The 17,498-nt window shown below is 64.0% G+C and carries 14 protein-coding genes and 1 pseudogene; 9 read left to right on the top strand and 6 right to left on the bottom strand.

Annotation, left to right across the window (positions count from 1 at the left end; all coding sequences use genetic code 11):
• Positions 1-38: 38 nt before the first annotated feature.
• The 9 genes and pseudogenes from ACEW7X_RS14200 (at position 39) to ACEW7X_RS14160 (ending at position 10,416) form a co-directional block, all read left to right on the top strand.
• Positions 39-332 carry a hypothetical protein gene (locus ACEW7X_RS14200; protein ID WP_257740048.1) on the top strand — a complete coding sequence of 98 codons (294 nt, stop codon included), beginning with the start codon at positions 39-41 and terminating at the stop codon, positions 330-332.
• A 500-nt stretch (positions 333-832) separates the two neighbouring features.
• Positions 833-1,939 carry an MraY family glycosyltransferase gene (locus tag ACEW7X_RS14195; protein ID WP_068367087.1) on the top strand — a complete coding sequence of 369 codons (1,107 nt, stop codon included), beginning with the start codon at positions 833-835 and terminating at the stop codon, positions 1,937-1,939.
• Between the two features lie 46 nt (positions 1,940-1,985).
• Positions 1,986-3,260: a Vi polysaccharide biosynthesis UDP-N-acetylglucosamine C-6 dehydrogenase TviB gene (gene tviB, locus ACEW7X_RS14190; RefSeq protein ID WP_420177345.1), complete on the top strand. Its 1,275-nt coding sequence runs from the start codon at positions 1,986-1,988 to the stop codon at positions 3,258-3,260.
• Between the two features lie 9 nt (positions 3,261-3,269).
• Positions 3,270-4,292, top strand: coding sequence for an SDR family oxidoreductase (locus tag ACEW7X_RS14185; protein ID WP_134838827.1), 1,023 nt, complete (start codon positions 3,270-3,272; stop codon positions 4,290-4,292).
• A gap of 20 nt (positions 4,293-4,312) precedes the next feature.
• On the top strand, positions 4,313-5,692 hold the full coding sequence (murJ, locus tag ACEW7X_RS14180; protein ID WP_420177934.1) for a murein biosynthesis integral membrane protein MurJ: 1,380 nt from the start codon (positions 4,313-4,315) through the stop codon (positions 5,690-5,692).
• Positions 5,689-6,867: a glycosyltransferase family 4 protein gene (locus ACEW7X_RS14175; RefSeq protein WP_134838826.1), complete on the top strand. Its 1,179-nt coding sequence runs from the start codon at positions 5,689-5,691 to the stop codon at positions 6,865-6,867. The genes murJ and ACEW7X_RS14175 overlap by 4 nt, the downstream gene beginning before the upstream one ends.
• Complete coding sequence (locus ACEW7X_RS14170; protein ID WP_420177344.1) at positions 6,864-7,988, top strand: glycosyltransferase family 4 protein; 1,125 nt, start codon at positions 6,864-6,866, stop codon at positions 7,986-7,988. Before ACEW7X_RS14175 ends, ACEW7X_RS14170 begins: the two co-directional genes overlap by 4 nt.
• Positions 7,876-9,042: pseudogene (locus ACEW7X_RS14165) on the top strand (glycosyltransferase); the annotation flags it as partial. The gene ACEW7X_RS14170 and the pseudogene ACEW7X_RS14165, both read left to right, overlap by 113 nt.
• Before the next feature lie 240 nt (positions 9,043-9,282).
• Entirely contained in the window at positions 9,283-10,416 is a 1,134-nt protein-coding gene (locus ACEW7X_RS14160; protein ID WP_420177933.1) for a glycosyltransferase family 4 protein, read from the top strand.
• Positions 10,417-10,459: 43 nt separating this feature from the next.
• On the opposite strand, the gene aqpZ is transcribed toward ACEW7X_RS14160, so the two are convergent.
• The 6 genes from aqpZ to miaB form a co-directional block, all read right to left on the bottom strand.
• Positions 10,460-11,155, bottom strand: a complete 696-nt coding sequence (gene aqpZ / locus ACEW7X_RS14155) for an aquaporin Z (RefSeq protein ID WP_068367071.1) — start codon at positions 11,153-11,155, stop codon at positions 10,460-10,462.
• A 198-nt stretch (positions 11,156-11,353) separates the two neighbouring features.
• Entirely contained in the window at positions 11,354-12,946 is a 1,593-nt protein-coding gene (gene lnt / locus ACEW7X_RS14150) for an apolipoprotein N-acyltransferase (RefSeq protein WP_068367769.1), read from the bottom strand.
• 219 nt (positions 12,947-13,165) lie between these two features.
• Complete coding sequence (locus ACEW7X_RS14145) at positions 13,166-14,056, bottom strand: HlyC/CorC family transporter (RefSeq protein WP_068367069.1); 891 nt, start codon at positions 14,054-14,056, stop codon at positions 13,166-13,168.
• A gap of 172 nt (positions 14,057-14,228) precedes the next feature.
• Positions 14,229-14,756: an rRNA maturation RNase YbeY gene (gene ybeY, locus ACEW7X_RS14140; RefSeq protein ID WP_068367065.1), complete on the bottom strand. Its 528-nt coding sequence runs from the start codon at positions 14,754-14,756 to the stop codon at positions 14,229-14,231.
• A gap of 7 nt (positions 14,757-14,763) precedes the next feature.
• The gene (locus ACEW7X_RS14135; RefSeq protein ID WP_420177343.1) at positions 14,764-15,771 is read right to left on the bottom strand and encodes a PhoH family protein; all 1,008 of its coding nucleotides are present in this window, start codon (positions 15,769-15,771) and stop codon (positions 14,764-14,766) included.
• Positions 15,764-17,242 (bottom strand): tRNA (N6-isopentenyl adenosine(37)-C2)-methylthiotransferase MiaB, encoded by a 1,479-nt coding sequence (gene miaB / locus ACEW7X_RS14130; RefSeq protein WP_068367061.1) that lies wholly within the window; start codon positions 17,240-17,242, stop codon positions 15,764-15,766. Before miaB ends, ACEW7X_RS14135 begins: the two co-directional genes overlap by 8 nt.
• Positions 17,243-17,498: the final 256 nt, after the last annotated feature.

Genomic DNA, 17,498 nt, shown 5'->3' with positions numbered 1-17,498 from the left:
TCATAACCTTGGGGCGATGTCTGGTATAGATACGGGTCTTGATGCAACGCGCAAGCCGGGAAAACCCGGCAGGGATGCTGACCGGAAAGCGAGTGGCCCGGATGCTGCAATTCACGTCCGGGAAAGCACCGGTGCGGGTTTTCAGGGTTATCCCTCTTGTGGTTTCGGCGCGGGACACAAAATTTTTTTCGAGGAAAAATGCTGCATTGCAGCGAATTTTGGAAATAAGCTTTTGCAATCAAACGTTAGTGGGCTGGATAGAGTTCTTGCGTTGCACCAAAAACTGTTTTAATATTCAACCCATGGATGCCACAGATGAAGCGGCGCGGTGAAAACCCCGGTTCATTCAGGGCAGGTGCTACAGGGAAAGTCCCTAGTGCTTGCAAGGCCTGAAAGGCATGCCACGGTTGTCTCCTCCACCCTCCTCCTTTGGTGGATTTGGCCCGAGATTGCAAAATCTCGGGCCTTTTTTTTGTTTTTTCAGCGCAGGGCATGGCATTTCCGGTCGCTCAGGGCCGACCCTGGTCTGGCCTGGTGGCAATCAGCTTGGGCGGTGGCAGGGGCTGGCTTACATGCGTTTGCCAAAAACCGGCCGAATAGCGGCTTTTTTGCTCATATTGGTGATGTATGCCCTGGGCAGGCGCAGTAGAATGAGCCGCCATCGCCATTCCTCATCAAGGGGCGATGGTTTTGATACGCAGGCGCCGGATGGCGCATGCGGGCATGGGCTTCTGTGTCTATTTGTGCGTGATGTTGCGCAAATGCAACTGCGCGGGAACCAGTTTGCAGCATTAACTTCAAATGTTGCTCTGGGTGCTTATCGGGGGACTGTGTGACCTGGCTATCCATTTGTGTCGTGGCATTCGTGGTCGGAGGGCTGATTGTGGCTTCCGAGCGCTGGCATGGCGCATTTACCGGTGATGCGGATCTCAACAAGCCGCAAGCTTCCCACAGCCGTGCCACGCCGCGGGTCGGTGGTCTGGCGGTGCTGGCAGGTTCTTTGGCAGGCCTGCTGGTGTTGGGGCCGGGCAACATGACCTTAGGCTGGCTCTGGCCGGCGCTGTTTGTCTCCGCGTTGCCGGTTTTTGTCGCCGGCCTGCTGGAAGACATCACCAAGGATATCGGCGCCAGCAAGCGCTTGCTGGCAGCGTTCCTGTCGGCGGCCATCGCCTGGTGGCTGCTGGGCGGCGTCAGCCGCGTCGGTATCGGCTGGGCCGACGTCATTCTTTCTTATTGGCCGGTATCGCTGGTGTTCACCATGTTCGCCGTCGGGGGCTGCACGCATGCGCTCAATATCGTAGATGGCATGAACGGCCTGGCAGGCATGGTGGCCACACTGATCGCCGTGTCGCTGGCACTGGTGGCGCTGCAGGTGGGCGATATGCCCATTTCGATGATCGCGGCGGCGCTGGCTTCCGCCACGCTGGGCTTTCTGGTCTGGAATTTCCCGTTCGGCCGAGTCTTCCTTGGGGATGGCGGCGCCTATTTCCTGGGTTTCATGCTGGCCGAATTGGCCGTCCTGCTGGTGGTTCGGAATCCGTCCGTATCGCCGTTCTATGCGCTGGCCGTGTTGTTCTATCCCATTTTCGAGACAATTTTCTCGATCTGGCGCCGCCGCTTCAAGCGCGGCGTCCCGGTGGACCAGCCGGATGCCCTGCACTTGCACCAGCTGGTGTTCCGCAGGCTGGTGCGCTCCACCTTTAGCCGGCACCGTCGCCAGGAAGTGCCGGCTTTCTGCAACGCCATGACTTCACCCTATCTGTGGGTGCTGACACTGGTGGTGCTGGCGCCTGCCACGCTCTGGTGGGATAACGCCTGGGCCTTGTGCGGCGGGATGCTGGCATTTGCGGGTGCGTATATCTGGCTGTATTCCCGCCTGGTGTCCTGGCGCCGTCCGCGCTGGCTGCTGTTGCCCTCGGCTTCGCGCCAGCGGCGTTGAATCACATATTGAAAAGCTTGCCGCATGCGCGGCAGGGAGGATGATCTTGGTACTGAATGAAGTGAAGTTGGCCGTTGTCGGCCTGGGTTACGTTGGTCTGCCGCTGGCCGTCGAATTCGGCAAGAAGCGCCCGGTCATTGGTTTCGATATCAATGCGGCGCGCATTGCCGAACTGAAGCAGGGCAAGGACCACACGCTGGAAGTCAGCGATGCGGAACTGGCCGAGGCTGCCCAGCTGCGTTTTTCCGCCGATAAGTCGGAACTGGCCCAGGCCAACGTCTACATCGTGACGGTGCCGACGCCGATCGACGATTACAAGCGCCCGGACCTGACGCCGCTGATCAAGGCGAGCGAAACGATAGGCGGGGTGCTCAAGCGCGGCGATATCGTGATCTACGAATCGACGGTCTATCCTGGCGCGACGGAAGAAGACTGCGTGCCGGTGCTGGAACGAGTGTCGGGCCTGAAGTTCGGCACGGACTTCCATGCGGGCTACAGCCCCGAGCGCATCAACCCGGGCGACAAGCAGCACCGTGTCAGCACCATCAAGAAAGTGACCTCTGGCTCGAACCCGGAAGTGGCGGAGCTGGTGGACCAGCTGTATGGCTCGATCATTGTGGCGGGCACGCACAAGGCGCCGAGCATCCGCGTGGCGGAAGCGGCCAAGGTCATCGAAAATACGCAGCGCGACGTGAACATCGCGCTGATCAACGAACTGGCGCTGATCTTCAACCGCATGGGCATTGATACCGAAGCGGTGCTGCAGGCGGCGGGCACGAAGTGGAATTTCCTGCCGTTCCGCCCGGGCCTGGTGGGCGGCCACTGCATTGGCGTGGACCCTTACTACCTGACGCACAAGGCGCAGGCCATCGGCTACCACCCGGAAATCATCCTGGCGGGCCGTCGCCTGAACGACGACATGGGCCGCTATGTGGTGTCGCAACTGGTCAAGGCGATGATGAAGCGCCGCATCCAGGTGCAGGGTGCACGCGTACTGATCATGGGCCTGACCTTCAAGGAAAACTGCCCGGACCTGCGCAACACGCGCGTGGTGGACATCGTCAAGGAACTCAAGGACTACAACGTCGACGTGGACGTGTACGATCCCTGGGTGGACCCGGCCGAGGCGCAGCATGAATACGGCATCACGCTGGTGGCGCAGCCGGCTGCTGGCGAATACGATGGCATCATCCTGGCCGTGTCGCATCACCAGTTCGTGGAAATGGGCGCCGCCGCCATCCGCAAGCTGGGCAAGCCCGAACATGTTCTGTATGACTTGAAGTACGTGTTGTCCGCGGACGACTCCGATCTTCGCTTGTAAGAGGTATTCATGACCCGTTTCGAATCCGTACAGGCAGCGCTGAAGCAGTCGCCCCGTACCTGGCTGGTGACCGGCTCTGCCGGCTTCATTGGTTCCAACCTGCTGGAAAAACTCCTGAAGCTCGACCAGACCGTGGTCGGGCTGGACAACTTCTCCACTGGCTACCAGCGCAACCTGGACGAAGTCCAGTCGCGTGTGACGCCGGCACAGTGGGCGCGGTTCCAGTTTATCGAGGGCGATATCCGCGACCTCGAAACCTGCCAGCGCGCCATGGCTGGCGTCAACCACGTCCTGCACCAGGCTGCCCTGGGTTCGGTGCCGCGTTCGCTGGCCGACCCGGCGACCACCAATGCGGTGAATATTTCGGGTTTCCTGAACATGCTGATCGCGGCCAAGGAAGCGGGCGTGGCCAGCTTCGTATACGCGGCTTCCAGCTCAACCTACGGCGACCATCCGGGCCTGCCGAAGGTCGAAGACCTGATCGGGCGCCCCTTGTCTCCCTACGCGGTGACCAAGTACGTCAATGAGCTATATGCCGATGTTTTCGGCCGCGCCTACGGCGTGAAGAGCGTGGGCCTGCGCTATTTCAATGTCTTCGGCCCGCGCCAGGACCCGGACGGCGCCTATGCCGCGGTCATTCCGAAGTGGGTGGCCTCGATGATCCGCGACGAAGATCTGTTCATCAATGGCGACGGCGAAACCAGCCGTGACTTCTGTTTCGTGGACAATGCCGTCCAGGCCAACATCCTGGCGGCTGTCTCCGAAGGCGACAGCCTGAATCAGGTCTACAACGTGGCCGTCAATGCACGGACCTCGCTTAACGAACTGGTGGAAATCCTGCGCGGTGCGCTGCAGCGCAACGGCGTGGAATACACCAAGGCGCCGGTGCACCGGGATTTCCGTGCGGGCGACGTGCGGCATTCACAGGCAGATATCGGCAAGGCGCAGCGCCTGCTGGGCTACGAGCCCACGGCAACCATCCGCGAAGGCGTGGAGCTTGCCATGCCCTGGTACATCAGCTTTCTCAGCTGATCCAGGCGCGGTAGCGGGGAATCCCCATTTTGCCTCGGCTCCGTCATCGCTTGCACCCGGATCATCTCCGGGTGCTCAAAGGCGCCTCCCGGGTAGCGTTCTTCCTGCTCCTGGGCAAGGCCATGGGCGCCTTCAAGGAAATGGCCGTCGCCTATCGCTATGGCGTCAGCGCGGCGGTCGATGCCTATCAGTTCACCATGACCATGGCGACATGGCTGCCGGTGACACTCGTGGGTGTGCTGTCCGTCGTCCTGATTCCCGTACTGGTGCAGGGCAGGCGGGGTAGTCTGGAAGAGCGGCGCCTGTTCATCCGGGAAATGTCGGGTTGGGGCGCCATGCTGGGCCTGATTCTGGCGGCGTTGACCTGGGTGCTGTGGCCCTGGGTGCTGTCAGTGGCGGGGCAGGGGCTGTCGGCGTCTACACGGGCGCTTTCCGAAGATTTGATCGTGGGCTTTGCTCCCATTGCTGCGCTGACGGTCTGGTCAGGCCTGAGCGCGGCGCGCCTGCGGGCCTACGAACGGCACGTCAACACCCTGCTGGATGGCGTTCCCGCCATGCTGCTGCTGGCGTGCGTGCTCATACTGGCACCGGCTGTCGATGACGTGCGCCCTCTGATGTGGGGCTCGCTGCTGGGTTTCATCCTGCAGGCCGTTTGGCTGTCCTGGCTGGCGACGCGTGCGGATGGCGTCCGGGCCTTGCCCTCGCTGGGGCGCTCCTCGCCGCGCTGGCATGGCATCATGGAGGCAGCTGGCGTGATGCTGGTCGGCCAGGTGGCGATGAGCTTCGTCGGTCCGATAGATCAGTACACGGCGGCCAACCTGGGGCAGAATGCCAATGCCACCCTGGGCTATGCCGCCCGGCTGCTGGCCTTGATATTGGGCATAGGCGCGGTTTCCGTGGGGCGTGCGGCGCTGCCGGTGCTGGCGGATATCCAGAACCGGGGCGACGGCGCGCAAGCCCGGACGATGGCGCTGAAATGGTCCCTGGCCATGATCGCCGCCGGCCTTGTGGCCGTGCTGCTGGGCTGGCTGCTGGCTCCCTGGGGAGTGCGCCTGTTGTTCGAGCGCGGCGCGTTTACCGCCGAAGACACTGTTATCGTGACGGAAGTCTTCCGCTGGGGCCTGCTGCAGCTGCCATTCTATTTTGGCGTGCTGGTCCTGGTGCAGCTCCTGGCCAGCCAGCGCCGCTATCGCATCATGGCGGCCATTGCCGTTGCCAATTTTGCGGTCAAGGCGGTGATGAATACCGTGCTGGCGCCAGTCATGGGAGTGGCCGGCATCATGCTGGCCACGGTCATGATGTATGCCAGTTCCTTTACCTGTTATGCCATAGTCGCCTGGCGTAGCTCTCCGTCCTCAGGGACGGCAGGGCAGGCCGGGCCGCCACGGAGTCGTCCATGAACCGGAACGCGAACGATACGCTGACGGCGGGCGGCGCGAGCCAAGCGCGTCGCCTGCTGATCTTCATTCATTCCCTGCGCGGCGGTGGCGCCGAACGGGTTGCCGCCGACCTTGCCGCCCAATGGGCCCGGCGCGGCTGGCAGGTGACGGTCGTTACCCAGACCGATACCGTGGATGACGCCTATCCGCTGCAGTTGGGCGTCAGGCGCGAAGTCCTGGGAACGGCAGGCATGAGCGGCGGCGGCTGGAACGGCATGGTGGCCAACGTGCGCCGCCTGCGCCGCCTGCGCCGCCTGTTGCAAGACCGCAAGCCGGACATCGTGCTGGGCATGATGCGCACTTCTTCCATTCTCGCGATCCTGGCTGCCCGTGGCCTGCCGTGCCGGGTTGTGGCAACCGAGCATACGCATCCACCGGCTCAGCCCATCAGCCGCTTCTGGCGCTGGCTGCGGCGGCGCAGCTATCCCCAGGCCAGCCGGGTGGTGGCCTTGACCCGCACCACGGCGAATTGGCTGGAAGGCAATATTCCCGGCACCCGGACTGCCGTCATCCCCAACCCGGTGCAATGGCCGCTGACAGATATGTCGCCCTGGGTGGAGCCGCCTGCTGCCGGGCGCAAGGTCCTGCTGGCCGTGGGGCGCCTGCACTACCTGAAAGGTTTTGATCTCCTGCTGGAGGCGTTTGCGCGTGTGGCAGCCCGGCACCCTGACTGGGACCTCTGGATCGCAGGCGAAGGTTCCGAGCGCACGGCACTGGATCTGGCCATCGAGAAGCATGGCTTGCAGGGCCGGGTACAACTGCCCGGCCGGGTCGGCAATATCGGCGACTGGTACCAGCGTGCCGATCTCTATGTGCTGAGTTCGCGCGTGGAAGGCCTGTCCAACACGCTGTTGGAGGCCATGGCCAGCGGCTGCCCGGTCGTGGCATGCGATTGCGACACGGGGCCGCGTGAAATTATCGAGAACGATGTCGATGGCGTACTGGTGCAGCCTGCGGGCGACAGCGCCGCCCTGGCGGCCGCGCTCGATACCCTGATGCCGGATGAGGCGCGCCGGGCGCGGTTGGCCCAGGCGGGCCTGGCGGTGCGCGAGCGCTTTTCCGTGGAAAGCGTGTTGGGTCGTTGGGAACACCTGTTCGAAGAGATCAGCGCCGAGCCGCTGCGGCCGCCACGATGAAAATCCTGTTTCTGCTGAGTTCCATGCATGGCGGCGGCGCCGAGCGTGTCGCGGCCACGCTGGCCAATGCCTGGGCCGCCAGGGGCGATGATGTCGTTCTGATGCCAACCTATTCCGGGCGCGGTGAATGTGTGTACGAAGTGGCCGGCAATGTGCGCATGGTCTGGCTGGCGGATTTGCGCGGCGCGTCCAGCGGACCGCTGCGCAGCCCGAAGCGCCTGTGCGCGCTGCGGCGTTTCATCCGCCGCGAGCGGCCGGATGTCATTGTGTCTTTCCTGACCAACGTCAACATAGCCGCCGTCCTGGCCAATTTTGGCCGGCGGATTCCGCTGATTGTGTGCGAGCGCACGCATCCCGCTGCCGGACACAATATCGGCAAGATGCTGGCGCGGGCGCGGCGCTGGTGCTACCCGCGTGCCAGTGCCGTTGCGGTGCAGACCGAAGCGGCGGCGCAGTGGGTGCGCGACAGCCTGCCCGGCGTGCGGCGCCTGGCCATCATGCCGAACCCCTTGCCGGACGCGTTGTTGCGTCGTCCGTTGCCCCTGCATCCTGAAACCCGCACAACGGAAGTGCATACCCTGATGGCCATGGGCCGCCTGACTCGCGCCAAGCGTTTCGATCTCCTGATCGACGCCTTCGCACGGCTGGCGCCGCGCTATCCGGACTGGCGTTTGCGTATCTGGGGCGAAGGGCCGTTGCGGCCTGCGCTGCAGGAGCAGGTGGAGCGCCTGGGTCTGGCAGCGCGTGTCGAACTGGCCGGACGTACGGCGCAGCCCTGGGATGCTCTCGCCGATGGCGATGCCTTCGTCCTCAGTTCGGAGGTGGAAGGTTTCCCCAATGCCCTGCTGGAAGCCATGGCGCTGGGCTTGCCCTGTGTCGCCTTTGATTGCCCGGCAGGGCCTGCGGAAATGACGCGGCAGGGCGAAGATGGGCTGCTGGTGCCGGCGGGCGATGAAGTAGCGTTGGAAGAGGCGCTGGCACGCGTCATGGCGGATGCCGCGCTCAGGGATGAGCTGGGCCTGCGCGGCGCGCGCCAGGTGCGCGAACGCTACAGCCTGGAGGCGGTGCTGTCCCGCTGGGATGCGCTGTTCGCCGAGCTGGGTGTCGTGGCGCAACCCTAGGGGCGCAGGCGTCCGCATGCAGCCAGTCGGACGACAAGGAGTGAAATCAATGAGTGAACGAAGCGAAGGCGCGACAGTGCATGGCGCCGCTGCAGATGGAAAATTGCGTGTCACGCACATCATCGGCGGCCTGGGCCAGGGCGGCGCCGAAGCGGTACTGTTGCGCCTGGTGGCGGCCAGTGCGTCGCGTTGCCAGCATACCGTGATCTCCCTGTCCGATGAGGGTGTCTATGGCGCGCCCTTGCGTGAGGCCGGCGCCGAGGTGATCGCGCTGGGTGCATCGCGTGGCGGCGGCATGTGGCGAGCTTTCCGGCAATTGCGCCAGCTGTTGCGCAACCTGCGCCCGGATGCGGTGCAGACCTGGATGTATCACGGCAATGTCATCGGTGGCCTGGCGGCACGCAGCGTGGGCCTGAACAATGTTGCCTGGGGCATACGCAACGCGGGCGTTAGCCTGGAAAAAAGCAGCCGCCTGGCGCGCCTGACATTCCGGCTGGGCGCGTGGTGCTCGGGCTGGTTGCCGCGCTTGATCGTATGTTGCGCGCAGGATGCACGCGTGCGCCATGAACAGGCGGGATATGTCGCTGAAAAGCTGGTGACCGTCCCCAACGGTTACGATCTGGCAAGATTCACGCGTGATCCGGCGGGGCGTGAGCGCCTGCGGCGCGAATGGAAGGTGGACGCGGATACCTGGCTGTTCGGATGTGTGGCTCGCTGGGACCCGCTCAAGGACCACACCAATCTGCTGGAAGCTTTTGCCCGGTTGCGGCGTGACCACCCGGAGGCGCCCTTGCGCTGTGTGCTGGTGGGGCGCGACATGGATGCCGCCAATACCGCGCTGGCGTCGCTGTTGCAACGCCTGCAACTGACGGACAGCGTGATTCTTGCCGGCCCGAGCCAGGATATTCCAGCGGTGATGAGCGCCCTGGATACGCATGTGCTGTCCAGCCTGGCAGAAGGATTTCCCAATGTGGTGGCGGAAGCCATGGCTTGCGGTACGTTGGTGGTAGCCACGGATGTGGGGGATGCCGCCGATATCGTCGGGGACGCAGGCTGGATCGTGCCGGCCAGGGATGCCGATGCGTTGGCTCAGGGCATGGCGCAGGCCTGGCAGACTGATGGCGAAGGGCGGGCGGAGCGCGGGCGTGCCAGTGTGACGGCGCGCTTTGGCCTGGAGCGCATGGCGCAGCGCTATGAAGCGATCTGGGAGGGCCTGCGCGCCCGCCTGGGGCTGTCGGCATTGCGGTGCCAGGCGCTGGGGCAGCCTGTGCCTGCACGGCGGCCGCGCCGCCTGATGTATGTGGTCAATAATCCGGCATTCTTCCTGTCGCACCGCCTGCCGCTGGCGCAGGCCGCACTGGCCAATGGCGACGAAGTGCACCTGGCCACCATGCCCGGGACTAGCGTAGCGGAAGTGCTGTCCCATGGGTTGGTGCACCATAGCCTGCCCATGACGCGCAGCGGTGGCAACCCCTTGCAGGAACTCCGCACCCTATGGTCGCTGTGGCGGCTGTTTCTGCGCGTGCGTCCGGACGTTGTTCACCTGGTCACCATCAAGCCCGTGCTGTACGGCGGCATCGCCGCCAGGTTCGCCGGAGTGCCCGGCGTGGTTGCGGCGATTTCCGGCCTGGGTTTCCTGTTTACCGGGCAGGCCTCGCAGCGCAGCTGGATGCGGCGCGTGGCCTTGCAGCTTTATCGCTGGGCGTTGGGCCACCGCAATAGCCGAGTGATCTTCCAGAACGAAGAAGACCGCGACGCCTTGCTGCAGGCGGGAGCCGTGCGGCCGGAACAAGTGGTGATGATCCGAGGTTCCGGTGTCGACCTGGACCGCTACCCAGCCTTGCCTGAACCTCCGGCCCCGGTGCGGGTCGTGATGGCGGCGCGCCTGCTGCGTGATAAAGGGGTAGAGGAATATGTTGCCGCCGCCAGGCAATCGAAGGCAGCGGGGGGGACGATGCAATGGTTGCTGGCGGGCCAGCCCGATCCAGGCAATCCGGCTTCGGCCACCGAAACCGATGTCGCGGCCTGGCGGGCCGAAGGCGCGGTGGAAGTACTGGGCGAGCGCCACGATATCGCAGCCTTGTATGCGTCGGCACATATCGTGGCCCTGCCGTCCTACCGGGAGGGCTTGCCCAAGTCGCTGGTAGAGGCTGCGGCCTGCGGCCGGGCGGTGGTGACCACCGATGTGGCGGGTTGTCGGGATGCCATTACGCCGGGAGTGACGGGTGTGCTGGTCCCTGTGCGCGACGCCGGTGCGTTGATGCAGGCCGTGCAGGCACTTGCCGCCGATGATGCCCGCCGTCAGGAAATGGGTCGGCAGGGCCGCCTGCTGGCACAAGCCGAATTCGATATCCGCAAGGTGATCCAGGCGCACCTTGCGATTTATGATGTCGTGTCGCCCCGCCGCCTGGCGACGCCCGCCGCCTAGACGGGCATGGAGGGGGCCCGGCTGCCGGGCCCCCTATCCGTACTTACTGAGCCTTGCTGAAGAACAGGCGGTAGATCAGGCCGCCGATGACACCACCGGCCAGTGGCACCAGCCAGAAGACCCACAGTTGCTCTATGGCCCAGGTGCCCTGGAACAGGGCGACGCCGGTGCTGCGTGCGGGGTTCACTGAGGTGTTGCTGACAGGCACGCTGATCAGGTGGATCAGTGTCAGGGCCAGGCCGATGGCCAGCGGCGCGAAGCCGGCGGCAGCGGCCTTGTCCGTAACGCCCATGATGATCAGCAGGAAGAACGCAGTCAGGATCAGCTCAGCGATCACGACGGCCTGCAGTGAGTAGTGGTCGGGTGAATGATCGCCATAGCCGTTGGATGCGAAACCGCTGGCGGTGGCGTCGAAGCCTGCCTTGCCGCTGGCGATCAGGTACAGCGCCGCGCCGGCCAGCAGGCCGCCGATGACCTGGGCGATGATGTAGGGAATGACTTCGCCGCACTTGAAACGGCCGCCGGCCCAGAGGCCCAGGGTGACGGCGGGGTTGAAGTGGCCGCCGGAAATGTGGCCGACGGCGTAGGCCATGGTCAGCACGGTCAGGCCAAAGGCCAGGGCGACGCCGGCAAAACCGATGCCGAGTTCAGGGTAGGCTGCCGCGAGGATGGCGCTGCCGCAACCACCGAAAACCAGCCAGAAAGTGCCGAAGAGTTCGGCACCCAGACGCTTGAACATAGTTGACTCCTGCAAGGAAGAATATCGAAGAACTTCGATGCAGATGATAGGGATGTGCGTTAGCTGGTGGATGCAGGCAGGTGTCAACGACTGAAAAGAAAAACGCAACAAATGTCAGGAATTACGCGTAATTTCCTTTAATGCACCATGGGTGGGCGAAATGCGTACGGCAGGCGGCCTGGACCGCCTGCCTGGGGATCAGTGTCCGGTTCGGGCTTGGCGGCGACGCAGGCGCGCAATACCCAGCCCGACCAGCAGCAAGGCGATGATGGCCAGAATGGGCGTGTTGCCGGTGCGGACATAGGGCGTCAGGCCACTGCGGCCCTGGACCGAGCCATACAGGGTGCCGACAGCAGCGGTAGGCAGGCTGGTTTGCACTTGGCCGTGTTCGTCGACGATGGCCGTGGCGCCGGTGTTGGTGGCACGCAGCATGGGCCTGGCGGTTTCCTGGGCGCGCAGGCGCGACATCTGCAGGTGCTGGCGCAGGGCCCAACTGCTGCCGAACCAGCCGAGATTACTGAAGTTCGCCAGCAGCGTGGCGCCGCCGCGTACGGCAGGCAGCAGTTCTTCGCCGAAAACGTCTTCGTAGCAGATATTGGCGGCGACGAACTGGTCGTGCGCTGGGAAGGGCGGCTGGGAAATATCACCACGATTGAAGTCGCCCAAGGGCATTTCCATCATGTCGACGAACCAGCGGAACCCGGAAGGAATGAACTCCCCGAAGGGCACCAAATGCTGCTTGTCGTAGTGTTCGTCCGGCGTGCCGGCATAAAGGGCCTGGAGGTCGGTGCCGCCATGCAGCGCGACGATGCTATTGGTGTAGCGGTCAGGCGGCCCGGAATACAATGGAACGCCCATCAGCACCACGGCATTGTGGCTGTCGGCCAGGTCGCGCCATTGCTCCCAGAAGGCCATGGGCAACTGGTGCTGGAACAGCGGGATCATGGTTTCCGGCAGCAATACCAGGTCTGCGCCTTGCTCGCTTTCGAGTGCGGCGGTACTCATCTGCAAGTGGGTTTGCAGCGCATTGACGATATGGATGGGATCGAACTTGATGTCCTGTCCGATATTGCCTTGTACCAGGGCAACGCGCAATGGCTCGCCTTCGGCGACGCTCCAGTCAGTGCGTGCCAGCAGCACGCCTGCCAGGGCGGCGGTCAGCGCCAGCCCCAGCGCCGGCAGGCGCCGCGCAGTGGTCTGGATACCGGTGGGTAGCCAGACCAGCAGGGCGGCGCTGGAAAATGCCGCCCAGAATGCAACGGTGTAGGCACCCCCGAGGATGGCCCAACCAGCATAGGGACCGTCCACTTGTGCGTAGGCGGCATTTAGCCAGGGAAAGCCGGTGAACAACGTGCCGCGCAGCCATTCCGCACCCGTCCAGGCGGCGCTCCAGGCCAGGATCGCGGGCAAGCCCAGGCCTGCAGGTGCGAGCCAGCGCGCAACGAGTGCGGCCAGGCCAAAGTAGAGCGCCATGACCGCTGCCAGTGCGACGACGGCAATGACGGCCAGCGCCGCGGGTATGCCGCCATAGGTATGCAGGCTGATGAAGATCCAGTAGGTGCCCAGCGCGAAAAAGAAAATGCCGAACAGCCAGGCGTCGCGAGCGGCGCGCCATGGGCTTGGGGCAAGCAGCGTGTGTCGTGCCAGCAGACCCAGGCCCAGCCATTGGGCGCCTGGCAGCAACCACGCTGGCAGGGGGCCGGGGGCGAAGGCCAGGGCATAGAGCAGGGCGCCGGCCAGGAGCCAGGGCAGGCGGTTCAGAGGAGCGTCCGGGTGCCGGGAACGGTTCATCGTGGTCAGCAATGGATAATCAGGGTACGGGCAAGCACAGGGCGCGGTGCCATCAGCAGGGTTGCAGCGGATGCCGGCAGCGGTTGGGGCGCGCTGCTGGCAGGAAAGCCTGGCCGGAAGTGTAGCCTGCTGGCGCTGCGCTGACGCACACGAAAACGGCTGCCGGACAGACGTTCGGCAGCCGTGGCGGGTACCGCCGGGCAGGCGCCGGGCGCTGCCTCAGCGTGCTTCCTTGTTTTCGGGGGCGACCGGCGGCGCGGCCTGGCGCGACACGCGCAGCCACAGGGCGCGGCGGGCATCGGCGCGCAGCACCTCGAACAGCAGGTCCCCGTGGCTGTGGCGGTCGCCACGGCGGGGAATGCGGTCCAGTTCGTCGGCCAGCCAGCCGCCGACGGTGTCATAGTCATCGGTAGGCAGGTCGGCATGGAGGGCTTCGTTGAAATCCTCGATTTCCGTCGTGGCCTCGATGCGCCAGGAGCTGGCGCTTTCCGGGAAGATGGTGGGCGTATCGGCATCGAATTCGTCTTCGATATTGCCGACGATTTCTTCCAGCACGTCTTCCATGGTGACCAGGCCGGAGATTCCGCCATGTTCGTCGATGATCAGCGCCAGGTGGCTGCGCTTGTTGCGGAAATCCCGCAGCAGCACGGTCAGGGGCTTGGATTCGGGAATGAAGATGGCCGGGCGCAGCAGGCTGCGCACATCCAGTTCCGGTTCGCGGATCCAGCGCAGCAAGTCCTTGGCCATCAGGATACCGATGATGTTTTCCTTGTCGTCTTCATAGACGGGAAAACGGGAGTGGGTCGTTTCCTGGACAGCGCTCAGCATTGCCGGGATGGGCGTGGCAATGTCCAGCATGTCGATGCGCGAGCGCGGCACCATGACATCACCAGCCGTCAACTCGGAGACTTCCAGCACGCCATTGAGCATGGAAAGCGTGTCGGGGTCCAGCAGCTGGTGTTCTTGTGCGGCGGCGATCAGCGCCTTGACGTCCTCCAGGCTGTCCAGCTCGATATGCTGGCGCGAAAACAGCCTGTGGAACAGGGATTTTGAGGAGGTGGATTTGCGTTCCGAATGGTCGGAACTGGTTGCAGGATAAGGGTCTGACATCGTCCTGAGGACTGATTATGGGAAAACCAGCATAACCCAATAAAAGCGGGGATATGTGGCGATTTAAGGGTAAATACGAGGTAACACTAAAATATTTACCAGAAATTGCAGCTTTGCGCCAGACGCGGCTGGCAGCAGGGACGGCGCCCCGTCAGGGGACGCCGGGCCGTTTTCAGCGCGGTGCGTAGGGATCTGGCAGGCCCATGCGGCCGAGGATACGGGTTTCCAGCGCTTCCATGCGCTCGGCCTCGTCCTCGTCGATATGGTCATAGCCCAGCGCGTGCAAGGCGCCGTGCACGGTCAGGTGGGCGGCGTGGGCCAGGAAGGGCTTGCCTTGTTCCGCCGCCTCGCGGTCCAGCACTTCCAGGCAGATGACGATGTCGCCGTGCGCCGTCCCTTCGGGGTCGGTGCCATATTCGAAGGTCAGCACATTCGTGGCGTAATCGCGCTGGCGAAACTCGAGGTTGAGGGCATGGCCTTCTTCCGCGTCGACAAAGCGCAAGGTCAGGCTGGCGGCCTGGAACTCGGGCGCACCGATTTCGCCAGCGGCGCCAGCGGCAGCGGCTTCCTGCAGGGCCATCTGCAACCAGCGCCGCAGCCGCCAGCGCGGCAGGCGGGATTCAGGAACGGCGTATTGCACGGCCAGGGACAGCGCCGGCGTCGCCGCACGGCTGGGGGAGGGAGTGGCGGAACGCGTCATGGCAGCTTCAGGCGTTTTCCGCGTCATGGCGTTCATAGGCGTCGACGATGCGGGCCACCAGCGGGTGGCGCACGACGTCGCGGCTGGTGAACTGGGTGGTAGCGATGCCCTTGACCTCCGACAGCACACCGACAGCGTGAGCCAGCCCGCTGCGCTGCCCCTTGGGCAGATCGACCTGACTGGGGTCGCCGGTAATGACGGCCTTGCTGCCGAAACCGATGCGCGTCAGGAACATTTTCATCTGTTCCGGCGTTGTGTTCTGGGCTTCATCGAGGATCACGAAGGCATGGTTGAGCGTGCGTCCGCGCATATAGGCCAGCGGTGCAATTTCGATGGTGTGCTTTTCGAACAGGCGCTGTACTTTCTCGAAGCCCATCAGGTCGTAGAGCGCGTCATATAGCGGTCGCAGGTAGGGGTCGACCTTCTGTGTCAGGTCGCCGGGCAGAAAGCCCAGGCGTTCGCCGGCCTCGACGGCAGGACGAGTCAGGATCAGGCGCTGCACGGTATCGCGCTCCAGCGCGTCGATGGCGCAGGCCACGGCCAGCCAGGTCTTGCCTGTTCCTGCCGGGCCGATGCCGAACGTGATGTCGTGCTTGAGGATGTTATCCAGGTATTCGCGCTGGCGCGGCGTGCGCGGGCGCAGGTCGGTGCGCCGGGTGCGCAGTGCGATGCTGCCGCTGGCGTCATCCACCGGGGGCAGGTCGGCCGGGTCGAAGTCCTGGCTGGCGCGGGCGCGGCTGGCACCCAGCTCGACCAGTTCCAGTTGCACGTCATCGACCGTCAGCGCCTGCTGCGCGGCACGCTGGTGCAGGCGCTGCAGCGCCTGGGCGGCGATGCCGGCATCCTTGCCGCTGATGCTGACGCGATTGCCGCGCCGCGAAAGTGTGGCATCCAGACCATTGGCGATCTGCTTCAGGTTCTCGTCCAGCGGGCCCAGCAGGTTGGCCAGGTGCGTGTTGTCGCCTTCCAGAACGATATCGGTGACGGCGTGCTTGGTGTTGTGTTGTTCACTCATTAATGGATTCTGCCATGACTGCAGGCTGGATGTCCGAATCGCGCAGCGCGATGCGGCCACGCAGGGAGTTGGTATTGGCGTGGGTGATGAGTACATCGACCATCTGCCCGATGAGGCGTTGCGGCGCGGGGAAGTTGACGGTACGGTTGTTTTCCGTGCGCGCCATCAGCTCATTCGGATCGCGTCGGGACACGCCTTCGACCAGCACGCGCTGGGTTGTGCCAACCATGGCGGCACTGATGGCGCCAGCCTGTTCGTTGATCAAGGCCTGCAGGCGTTGCAGCCGCTTGAGCTTGACGTCCTGCGGCGTATCGTCGCTGAGGTCGGCGGCCGGGGTGCCGGGACGCCGCGAATAGACGAAGGAAAATGAGGTGTCGAAACCGACGTCGGCGATCAGCTTCATGGTTTTCTCGAAATCTTCTTCGGTCTCGCCAGGGAAGCCGACGATGAAGTCCGACGACAGCGTCAACCCCGGACGGGCGGCGCGCAGCCGGCGCACGATGGACTTGAATTCCAGCGAGGTATAGCCGCGTTTCATGGCCGCCAGCACCCGGTCGCTACCCGCCTGCACCGGGAGGTGCAGGAAGGGCACCAGCTTGGGCAGGTTGCCGTGCGCTGCGATCAGGCGGGGCGTCATTTCCTTGGGGTGCGAGGTGGTGTAGCGGATGCGCTCGATGCCGGGGATTTCGTGCACGTATTCCAGCAGCAGTGCGAAATCGGCGATTTCATCGGTATCGCCCATGGCGCCACGGTAGGCGTTCACGTTCTGCCCCAGCAAGGTGACTTCGCGTACGCCCTGGTCGGCCAGGTCGGCGATTTCCACCAGCACGTCATCGAAGGGACGAGAGACCTCTGCGCCGCGCGTATAAGGCACGACGCAGAAGCTACAGTACTTGCTACAGCCTTCCATGATGGAGACGAAGGCGGTCGGGCCGTCGATGCGGGCGGGCGGCATGGAATCGAATTTTTCGATTTCCGGGAAGCTGATGTCCACCTGCGAACGGCCTTCCTCGCGCCGGCGCGCGATCAGGTCAGGCAGGCGATGCAGCGTTTGCGGGCCGAACACGACATCGACATAGGGCGCGCGCGCCACGATGGCGTCGCCTTCCTGGCTGGCGACACAGCCTCCCACGCCGATGATGAGTTCCGGCTTGGTTTGCTTCAGGTGTTTGACGCGGCCCAGGTCGGAAAAGACTTTTTCCTGCGCCTTTTCGCGCACCGAACAGGTATTGAACAGGATGACATCAGCCTGTTCCGGGTCGTCGGTCAGTTCCAGGCCTTCGTTTTCACGCAGAACATCGGCCATCTTGTCCGAGTCGTACTCGTTCATTTGACAGCCGAAGGTGCGGATGTACAGCTTGCGCGTCGAGCCATCCGTGGCAGCGAACTGGGCCAGGGTCTGGGCGGTATCGGGAATGGGAGCAGGCGCGGCCGGCTCGATGCCGGTGCGACGGAGTGTGGTTTCTTTCATGGGCGGTGCCGTGACGGGTGTTTATCCCGGGGGCAAGAGAAAAATGGAGGGTAGCCGGGGATTTTAACTTGCCGGGCAAGGGGTGATTGGCAAGTGTGGCAAAAAGGGGAGTTTTTGCTGTATGAGCCTGCGCCTGTCCAAACCGGCCTTGCTGCGCATCGCGCGGATGATCCGCCGGGCAGAACAGCGCCGGCGTGCCGGTAATGCTTGCGTGGGGGCGCAGGAAAATACCGGTTCCGCCGGGATGGGCTGCGAC

Origin of the sequence: Kerstersia gyiorum (genome assembly GCF_048595715.1) — a bacterium.
Classification (GTDB): Bacteria; Pseudomonadota; Gammaproteobacteria; order Burkholderiales; family Burkholderiaceae_B; genus Kerstersia; species Kerstersia gyiorum.
The sequence above is the reverse complement of the archived record's forward strand: the minus strand, read 5'-3'. Positions and strand labels throughout refer to the sequence as shown.

Coding starts and splice junctions, on each gene's coding strand:
- ACEW7X_RS14185 (WP_134838827.1), top strand. CDS start 3,270: ATGACCCGTTTCGAATCCGTACAGGCAGCGCTGAAGCAGTCGCCCCGT.
- ACEW7X_RS14175 (WP_134838826.1), top strand. CDS start 5,689: ATGAACCGGAACGCGAACGATACGCTGACGGCGGGCGGCGCGAGCCAA.
- ACEW7X_RS14170 (WP_420177344.1), top strand. CDS start 6,864: ATGAAAATCCTGTTTCTGCTGAGTTCCATGCATGGCGGCGGCGCCGAG.
- ACEW7X_RS14160 (WP_420177933.1), top strand. CDS start 9,283: ATGTATGTGGTCAATAATCCGGCATTCTTCCTGTCGCACCGCCTGCCG.
- aqpZ (WP_068367071.1), bottom strand. CDS start 11,155: ATGTTCAAGCGTCTGGGTGCCGAACTCTTCGGCACTTTCTGGCTGGTT.
- lnt (WP_068367769.1), bottom strand. CDS start 12,946: ATGAACCGTTCCCGGCACCCGGACGCTCCTCTGAACCGCCTGCCCTGG.
- ACEW7X_RS14145 (WP_068367069.1), bottom strand. CDS start 14,056: ATGTCAGACCCTTATCCTGCAACCAGTTCCGACCATTCGGAACGCAAA.
- ybeY (WP_068367065.1), bottom strand. CDS start 14,756: ATGACGCGTTCCGCCACTCCCTCCCCCAGCCGTGCGGCGACGCCGGCG.
- ACEW7X_RS14135 (WP_420177343.1), bottom strand. CDS start 15,771: ATGAGTGAACAACACAACACCAAGCACGCCGTCACCGATATCGTTCTG.
- miaB (WP_068367061.1), bottom strand. CDS start 17,242: ATGAAAGAAACCACACTCCGTCGCACCGGCATCGAGCCGGCCGCGCCT.